Source organism: Streptomyces sp. NPDC006655, from assembly GCF_040703965.1.
Taxonomy (GTDB): domain Bacteria; phylum Actinomycetota; class Actinomycetes; order Streptomycetales; family Streptomycetaceae; genus Streptomyces.
In genome coordinates this window covers 64,492-72,496 of record NZ_JBEYJU010000042.1, presented here as the reverse complement: position 1 = coordinate 72,496, position 8,005 = coordinate 64,492, and the positions used below count along the sequence as shown (strand labels likewise).

Below are 8,005 nucleotides of genomic sequence, written 5' to 3'. Positions count from 1 at the left end.
GGCGTCAGAGGCTGAAGACGAGTTCGGCCTGGTCGCGCTCGGTGGTGTGCAGGTCCCAGTAGACGGGGGAGATCTCCTCGGGCTGGGCGGTCGGGAATCCGGGGACCGCCGGCGTGCCGATCGACACGTTGATGGCGACGTGCGCGGCCTGGACGCCAGTGCCGTCCAGCTCCTTGTGCAGGTTGATCACCCAGTTGCGCAGCGCCGCGGCGGCGGCGTTGACGTTGGCGACCTGCGGCACGGGGTCGACGGAGCCGGCGCCGGTGGTGAACAGCAGGGTGCCCGCACCGACCTCACGCATGGCGGGCAGCACCGCCCGGGTGGCGGCGATCGCTCCGTACAGCTGGAAGTCCATCTCGTGCTGCACGTCGGCCGGTTCGGTGGCGGCCGGGGTGGTCATGACGGTCTGGAGGCCGCCGACCGGGGAGTACTCCAAGACGTCGATGCCGCCGAAGCGTGCAGCCGCGCCCTTGAGTGCCTGAGTGAGCGCTGCGCGGTCAAGGACGTCGGCGGGGAACGCGGCGGCGCTGATGCCCTCGGCGGCCAGCTCCCCGGCCAGATCTTCGAGCTTGGTCCGGTTGCGGGCGATCAGTGCGACGTCGTAGCCGTGAGTGCCGTAGGTGCGGGCAATGGCGAGGCCGAGCTGGGGGCCGGCGCCGACGATGGCGATGGTGGGCATGAGTGGGCCTTTCGCGGAAGCAGAGTCGGAAAGGGCTATCCGTTTTCTTCCCGGAAGGCCCTATCCGTTTCACTGTCCACCGTAACACGGGAACTGGATAAGGCATTCCGATTTGCTAGTCTGATCGGTATGAGCCCCCGAGACCCCCACACCGACGCCGCCGCTGGCACGGCCGTTTCCGCAGGTCAGTCCAGGCGCAGTGACGCGGAGCGCAACCGGGGGCGGATCATTGCCGCCGCGCGCACGGTCTTCGGGCGCGACGGGCTGAACGCGTCAATGGCCTCGGTCGCGCGGGAGACCGGGGTGGGGATCGCCACCCTCTTCCGCCACTTCCCTCGCAAGGAAGATCTCGTCGCCGCGGTCTTCGCCGACCGCATGAAGGCGTACGCCCAGGCCACCGACGCAGCCCTGGCCGACCCCGACCCGTGGAACGGCTTCACCGGCTACATCCAGGAGGTCTGCGCGATGCAGGCCGCTGACCGCGGCTTCGCCGACGTCCTGACCATGAGTTTCCCCGGCGTCCCGGAACTGGAGCAGTACCACGCCCGGGCGTACGAGGGCTTCCTCGAACTCATCGGCCGCGCCAAGCACAGCGGGCAACTGCGCGAGGACTTCACCAGCCGTGACCTCGTGCTGCTGCTGATGGCCAACGCCGGAGTCCTCAGCGTCACCGGCGACGCCGCCCCGGACGCCTGGCGCCGCCTGGTGGCATGGATGATCCAGTCCTTCCAGGCCCCGGCCCGCGGACAGCTGCCGGACCCGCCGGAAGACGCTGCGCTGTACGAGGCCATGCGCCGCGCCAGCCAGGACGTCACCACCCCCGAGGCCGGAAAGCGACGCTGAACCAGCGACCGGTGGGCCGCCTCCATCCGCTCCAGCGGCCGAAGTTCCGCGAGCTGCTGCCCTCAGCGCGCTCCTGTTCTGCCGGCCTCCGCTCGTGGCGCAGGACACCCGCACCTTGGATGGCACACGATCGACAAGGCCGTACCCGTCGAACAACCCGAAGGCCGCCTGGTGACCATGCCACTGCGGACCATGGTGACACCCCTGCGTGACGACGCCCGCCGGCCCTCAGGGCCGGTGCGGCTGTTCTCGCTCCCCATGTGACCGGCCCCGTCGGGTAGGGCCACCCAGTGCGGCGACAGGTTTCACTCATCCCGCACAGGTGCGCCGAGGCCAACTGCCGTACCAGAGTCGCGAACTCGGCGAGTACGGAGAGGCCGAAGCCGAGCACTGCCAAGCGCGGTCTCCTGCGAGCTGAGAACGGCCGCCTCGGCTCCGGGCCGGGCGTCGCGCGCCGTGGTTCTGCACGTAGCTGCCGTGAACGGCGGCTTTGCGTGAGCGACTTCGCAGACGCAGTTCTTGATGGCGACGCAGATCACTCGAAATGCGTCTCGCCGTTTGGGACTCCCGAGGTTCGAGTTACCCAAAGTGGCCGCCGAATGCCCCTGAGGTGGCGTCCTGGTCTCAACTCGTGGCACGCGGAGGGCACGCCCCCCAAATTGGACTAGACAACAAACAAACCCCAGGCCGCCGACCTGGGGTTTCATCATGGAGCGGGTGACGAGAATCGAACTCGCGCTCTCAGCTTGGGAAGCGACGGCGCTTGGGGAGGCGGATAGCTTCTGGCCTGGGGTTATGCGGCTCTCGACGGTGCTAGAGGGCCCGGGATCGTACCGCTGATGACCGTGGTTGTCCGTTCTTAAGGGCACGCTATGGGCACGCCGTCGACGCAGCGGCCAGGGAGAGCTTTCTCGGCAGTGATGGGCTGCCGGCCTCGGTAGGCGAGCCCTGGTCGGAGATGTGCCATTGCACGAGCACACAGATCGACTGATGCCCTGCTTCGTGCATCGGCGGTCTTCAGTTCTCACTGGTGAGAGCCTGAAACTCATCGCGGTTGCCGACGCCACCTGGTCGTCAGCTGTACGCCACTACCGTGCGGAACAGACGTGGTGGCGGCTGTGTTCTCGGCCCAAGCGGGGCGCCCCGCCGCACGGTTGGCCTCGCGCTGAGGGATGGCCGCACGGACGTGTTCGAGGATGTCGGGCAATCGAGCACCTGGCGGCAGGAGAAGAGTGTCGTGAGCGTCCTTTCCGAGTTCGGCCAGGAGCGGTTCGTCCAGGGCGTCGGCGTTCGGGCCGTCTGCCACCAGTACGCGGATGCCGTGCTCGGCCAGCAACCGACCCAGTTCAGTCTCCGGGTCGGCTACGGCATGACGGAGTTGTTCGTTCTGCAGGACGGTCAGTTGGTCGACCAGTCGGTCGAGTCTGGAGGTCAAGTGTGACAACTGGGTCCGTGCCTCGCGGACGGCGGCCGGGGTCTGAAACTCCAGCAGTTCCGCTCCAAGGTCCACCACGACCTCGAATTCCGTGGGGTGGCCTGGTTCTGCATCCCAGCAGACCAGTCTGCTGTTGAGCTCGATGCGGCTCCCGGGCCGGTCCGAGAGGGCGATCGGCGACGAATCCGAGTGATGGGCTTCGGACTCGTGACCGTCGCAATCGCAGGAGAGGCCGACACCGGCGAACGCGTTGCACGGCAGGGCCGAGGCGGGCACGAGTGTGAGCCCGGTCCGCCCACCGGGCGATGGGCAGCAGGCGGGTGTTTCCGCCGAGTCGCCGTGGGAGGACTCATGGGCCATTGGGGTCGGGCAGGGTTCCGGGGTGCTCATCGTCGCTCCTAGCCGCAGGACTACGGGATCGTGTGCTGTCCGGGAGCCCGAACCGGTGCCTGAGTCGAACCCTCCGTGCCGTCTTTGACGACGACGGCTGCGGGCGTGGATTAGGCCGTGCGGGTGGTCTCTGTGGTGCCGTGTTCCCCGACCATGCGGAAGCTCGTGACCGCCAGTGCCCACAGCCTCTGCCGCCAGGACACCCTCTCCACGGGCACGACGAATGATCACCGCCGTCAAGGCAGCCTGAGCGCGCAACGCAACACATCACCGTACCCATCCACATCGCGAGACGTTCCTCACAGAGCGCGAAAGGTATACGCGCGGAGATTGACACTCTGTGACACGAACGGACCTCTATTGATCTTCCGATGCTAGGAATGCAGGATTCCACCCAAACATGCGGCACTCAGTGTCGCACCTCCCTGAAGGGCGCCATCATTTGGGGCGTAACCTGACTGACGGCCATTCAGCTTCGAGTAAGCAGTACTGCGATCACAGGAACGGACATGACCTCCTACGGCTACCGCCTTTTCGCCTTCCAGGTCTTTCGAGGTTTCAAGCGAACCCCGCTGGACCTCTCCGACTGCAACGGAGAGTCGTACCAGGAGATAGCCGAGTCCCTCCTGAAGATTCTTTCCATTGGCACGGCAGTTGGTGATCCCACAGATGACGGTCAGGCCGAGGTTGAGGAAGGAGGAACGTTTGGCAAGCCGGCGCTACGCGTCGATGAGGTCTACACGGTCGACAACACCATCCGAGCCAGGGTTTGGGCTGGAAAGTTTGGCAGCCACGAGATGGCGATTGGGGACGCCACAGGAAGCGACACCGACATCAAGGACAAGGCTGCCAGCAACCTCTTTCGTGTAATTCTAGCCTTCCCGGAGGAAGGTGACACCGGCATCCTGGCCGTAGAGTCAATTGGCCGATCCTGCCCTGTATCGCAACTCATCCGGTGGATGACCAAGAAATCCCGCGATGAGGCTACAGAAGGAAATAACGAAGGTGCCTGGTGGCGGATATCTGTATCCCCCCTAGCTGATGAAAATCGCCTCGCGGAGATGATTCGTGAAGGACAAGCCCAGACTCTAGTGCTGGTGCGCCATGCTATTACTGCTGGCAGAACGCGCGCCGTCAAGGATGTGGAAATAACTGCTTCCCTTGCCGTTTCAGGACGAATGGAACAGGCCGTCAAAATTGTGCAGGGTTGGTATCGGGGCAGTAAACGAGCGGAAGGTATCAAAGAAGCCGGCATCACCAACGAGCAGGGCGCTCGACAGTTGGCGGCAATCGTAGGTCCACAGATTGTGGACATGGAGCTTGACGATGGATGGGTGCAGATCGAAGACCCTGATGGCCAGGTCAAGCGCGTGAAGCCCACACAGATGGCGGACGTGTTCACATACCGCCTGTCAGAGGACCAGTCGCCTGTCACACCCAGGTTCTATGCTGCGGTAAGAGAGACGGCACTGGGGCTCCAGCCTGCCGCGAAGGTAGGCATCGACTGGCCCGTCTCCTAACAGAGGGGGAGGCGTGAGTTGTTTAGTCGGTTCAACTTCATCCCAGTCCTGCGCGGTCACTGGAAGGGTTTGACAGACGGCAGATACACGCCTCCCCGACCTGATTTCTTTGCACGGATGGCCCCCTTCATTCCAATAACTATCTTCCTGCTCATGTGGATAAAGAAGGGGCACCTTTCCACTCCCGGGGCGCTACTGACTGGCGTCGCGCTACTGGCTGGCGGAATGCTGAGTGCTTTTACCCATCTGTCTACTCTGAGACTCAAGATCAAAGAGTGGGTCGGAACTTCCGAGGCGAGCCGCTACGAAGTAGAAAAGGGAATGCTCGACGAGACGGCTGCCCACCTCCTTACAGGTTCCCTCCTTTGCGCATTTGACGTGGCCTCGCTAGTCATCGGAATGAATGTCAGCGTAACCAAAGAAGGCCATCTGTACGGATTCTGGGCAGCCCTTTCCGCAGCAATTAGCTCCTACGTCCTCGTGATATTCATTTTTCTCATTCCGCGCCTATACTCGGCGTATGTCGAGATCAATGATGTGAGCCCGGATCTCAATGGGTTCGCAGGTCGAAAAAGAAGCAACAGATAGCCAGCCCCGTAGCCTCACTCTGCGAGAGCTGCGCATGGCCGAGACAGTCCGGTCGTGGCGATGACCCGCAACCTGACCGTTTGGGCGTGGAACTCAGCGGTCGCGTACACTCCGATTTTTCGCCGTAGCTGAGCAAATCCTCAGTCGACGCCGATTTATCAGCCGAGAAGTTGGATCTCGATTGCGAGAGCGCCGAGGGCCTCTTTCTCGGGTGGGTAGATGGCCCGAATGTTGGCGAGTTGCTCGTCGCGGGTGGCCGTGGGGTTGACGGTGGAGGCACCTTCACCGTCAAGGAGAGCCTCGAAGTCGGGGTATTCGGTGACCCGCTTTACCTCGACCTCGCACATCTCGTCCGTTCCCTTGATGCGGAAGCAGATGACGTCGCCGGCCGAAAGACCGACCAAGTGGGGATACCTGACCCGGACCTCGATGGTCTTGGTGCCCGCTGCGACGAGCTCGAAGTACTGGCGGTAGAGGTTGAGTTCGCGGACGCGGGAGGTGCTACTCATGGGGCGGGAAGGCTCCGGGGGTCTTGGGCGGTCATCATGCGGTTGATCTCGGCGGCCGTGTAAGAGCGGAAGAAGTGACGGGGGTCGGACAGCAGTGTCTCGGTGATGGCCAGGAGCTGGTCGGCGTACTCGGCCACGGTGCCAGGCCACTGCCGGGTGTCGAGCATCCAGTCGGCGGCGCCCTCGGGCAAGGGGGCACGGCCTTCGCGGATGAGGGATTTGGAGAGTTTCGCGCCGGTGTCGGTGACGACCTGCGGGCAGAAGAGACGGGCGGGGAGCTGGGCGCGGGTGAGGCCGACGGCTTGGAGCGCCTCGTCAACGAGTAGGGAGCCGAAGACCCAGTCGCCGCCTTTGACCATGACGTGCAGGGTTCCGTCGGCCTTTTCGTTGGTGAGGGCGAGTTCTTTGACAAGGTTGCGGTAGAGGGTGGCCAGGTCGAGGTAGCCACCGGTGATGGGTGTGATGGTGGTGCGGTAAGGGCCGTGGTGGAGACAGACGGCCTCGATGTCGGCCGCCTCGCGGTCGGTGAGGTGGACGCGGGTTCGTTCGGCGTGCTTCTCGGCCCAGCCGCAGCCGGGGTGCGGGCAGGGGACCCGTATGTGGGGTGTGCCGGTGGACGGAGCCAGCCACCAGCGGGCGGCGTCGAGGCGAGGGAGCAGCCGCAGCCAGGTGCGGCGGAAGCGCTCGCCGGCCTGCTGTTGGCTGTAGGTCTCCACTCGATGCGGGATACCCAGGCGCCGGGACAGGGCGGTGAACAGGGGTTGGTAGAGGGCGGCCACGAGATCGGTAAGCGCCTCCGCACCGAGGGTCTGGGCGTAGGCGCGCTGGTAGGTGTGGCCGCTGGCCGGGTCGGTGGCCAACTCGTACGGGGCTTTGTCGAGGGCGCTGAAGACGACCTCGACGGGGATGCCGAAGCGGTCGCGTAGCCGTGCTGCCATGGCGAAGGTGAGTGACTGGACCAGTGAGGTGCCGATGTGTGGGGTGCCGTTGATCTGGGTGCCGACGACCAGCACGATCCGCGTGGATGGGCTGGCCAGGATGCGTGGGGTCAGGACGTCCTCGGTGCGGAGAAGGGCGTTGGCGAGGACGGTGTTCGGTGAGACGGGGTGGGTCGTCACGGGTGTCCCCTCGCTGTCGAGGTGGAAGGCCGGGGGTGCTGCCGGGTGCCGGCCGCTAGTGGAAGGCACCGGAGTGTCCCTCTTCGGCGGCTGCGATGACGTACGGGTGCAGGAGGGCGGTGCGCAGGGCGGCGGCATCGGTCAGGGTGTCGTCGTCGGGTAGCTCGCACCAGCCGCCGAACCAACCGTCGAGGATCTCCAGACCGGGAGCGACGAGCCATGAGTTGGCAGAGAGGTGCCGTACCGGCAGTTCGTGCCAGTGTCCTGCGGTGCCCGTAGCGATGGCGTAGTACAGACGGCCGTTGGTCCTGTCGTAGAGCACCGGACCGATCGGGGCGCCGGTCGCCCGCAGGTGGGCGAGGACCAGGAGGCCGACCTCGGCGGAGGTTCGCACCAGATCCCAGCCGTCGCCGACCTTCAGCAGACGCAGTCCGGGCGCATCTTCGACCATGGGCGCACGTCGCAGTGCGTCACGAACGGACGTCATGTGGTCCCCCGTGGCCGGACGCCGGCGCCTGTGCCCGGGGATGTTTCGGAACCCCTCGTCGACGTGAAGGATCGAACCACGAGCAGGCGGGTGCCTGTAGCTGTTATCTGCCGCCTTCGCTCGACACCGACGCCTTTGGGGCCGAGATGGCTGAGGGCGGGGACCACCGCGCCGAAAATGTCGGGCAGTTGGAGAGCATCGACCAGCCCGACGAAAGCGGCTGAGCGGATGGCCACCGTGGTGTCGCGGTCGGTGAAGACGCCGCCGAGGGTCAGTTCGTGCCGACGGCAGTATTCGGTGAGGCAGTCTACGAGTGCCGCATGGCGAGGCAGGCCACCGGTGATGTGCCGCAGGTAGCCGAAGACCTGCGGGAAGGCGACGGGGCGGCGTTCGGTGATGAGTTCGTCGTCCATGACCACAGCGTCGGCCGCTGCGT

9 protein-coding genes and 1 pseudogene are annotated in these 8,005 nt (G+C 65.0%); 5 read left to right on the top strand and 5 right to left on the bottom strand.

Going from position 1 to position 8,005, the window contains the following annotated elements; translation table 11 throughout:
• Positions 1–4: 4 nt before the first annotated feature.
• Complete coding sequence (locus tag AB0958_RS24245; RefSeq protein WP_366892550.1) at positions 5–679, bottom strand: SDR family NAD(P)-dependent oxidoreductase; 675 nt, start codon at positions 677–679, stop codon at positions 5–7.
• 129 nt (positions 680–808) lie between these two features.
• Between AB0958_RS24245 and AB0958_RS24240 the strand changes: the two genes are divergently transcribed.
• The 5 genes and pseudogenes from AB0958_RS24240 to AB0958_RS24220 all read left to right on the top strand — a co-directional run bounded on the left by AB0958_RS24240 (position 809) and on the right by AB0958_RS24220 (position 5,455).
• Positions 809–1,522, top strand: coding sequence for a helix-turn-helix domain-containing protein (locus AB0958_RS24240; RefSeq protein ID WP_366892549.1), 714 nt, complete (start codon positions 809–811; stop codon positions 1,520–1,522).
• 67 nt (positions 1,523–1,589) lie between these two features.
• Positions 1,590–1,786: pseudogene (locus AB0958_RS24235) on the top strand (GNAT family N-acetyltransferase); the annotation flags it as partial.
• A 922-nt stretch (positions 1,787–2,708) separates the two neighbouring features.
• On the top strand, positions 2,709–2,963 hold the full coding sequence (locus AB0958_RS24230; RefSeq protein ID WP_366892548.1) for a hypothetical protein: 255 nt from the start codon (positions 2,709–2,711) through the stop codon (positions 2,961–2,963).
• Positions 2,964–3,856: 893 nt separating this feature from the next.
• The gene (locus AB0958_RS24225; protein ID WP_358972098.1) at positions 3,857–4,867 is read left to right on the top strand and encodes a hypothetical protein; all 1,011 of its coding nucleotides are present in this window, start codon (positions 3,857–3,859) and stop codon (positions 4,865–4,867) included.
• 117 nt (positions 4,868–4,984) lie between these two features.
• Positions 4,985–5,455 carry a hypothetical protein gene (locus AB0958_RS24220; protein ID WP_366892547.1) on the top strand — a complete coding sequence of 157 codons (471 nt, stop codon included), beginning with the start codon at positions 4,985–4,987 and terminating at the stop codon, positions 5,453–5,455.
• Between the two features lie 158 nt (positions 5,456–5,613).
• Here the strand turns inward: AB0958_RS24220 and AB0958_RS24215 are convergent, their stop codons facing one another.
• Genes AB0958_RS24215 through AB0958_RS24200 form a run of 4 tightly spaced genes read right to left on the bottom strand, consistent with a single transcriptional unit; the run spans position 5,614 to position 7,982 of the window.
• Positions 5,614–5,964, bottom strand: a complete 351-nt coding sequence (locus tag AB0958_RS24215) for an ASCH domain-containing protein (protein WP_358972093.1) — start codon at positions 5,962–5,964, stop codon at positions 5,614–5,616.
• Positions 5,961–7,082 (bottom strand): hypothetical protein, encoded by a 1,122-nt coding sequence (locus AB0958_RS24210; RefSeq protein WP_366892546.1) that lies wholly within the window; start codon positions 7,080–7,082, stop codon positions 5,961–5,963. Before AB0958_RS24210 ends, AB0958_RS24215 begins: the two co-directional genes overlap by 4 nt.
• Positions 7,083–7,137: 55 nt before the next feature.
• A complete protein-coding gene (locus AB0958_RS24205) occupies positions 7,138–7,533 on the bottom strand; it encodes a hypothetical protein (RefSeq protein WP_358972088.1) in 396 nt (131 codons plus the stop codon).
• 32 nt (positions 7,534–7,565) lie between these two features.
• A complete protein-coding gene (locus AB0958_RS24200; protein WP_366892545.1) occupies positions 7,566–7,982 on the bottom strand; it encodes a hypothetical protein in 417 nt (138 codons plus the stop codon).
• Between the last annotated feature and the right edge of the window lie 23 nt (positions 7,983–8,005).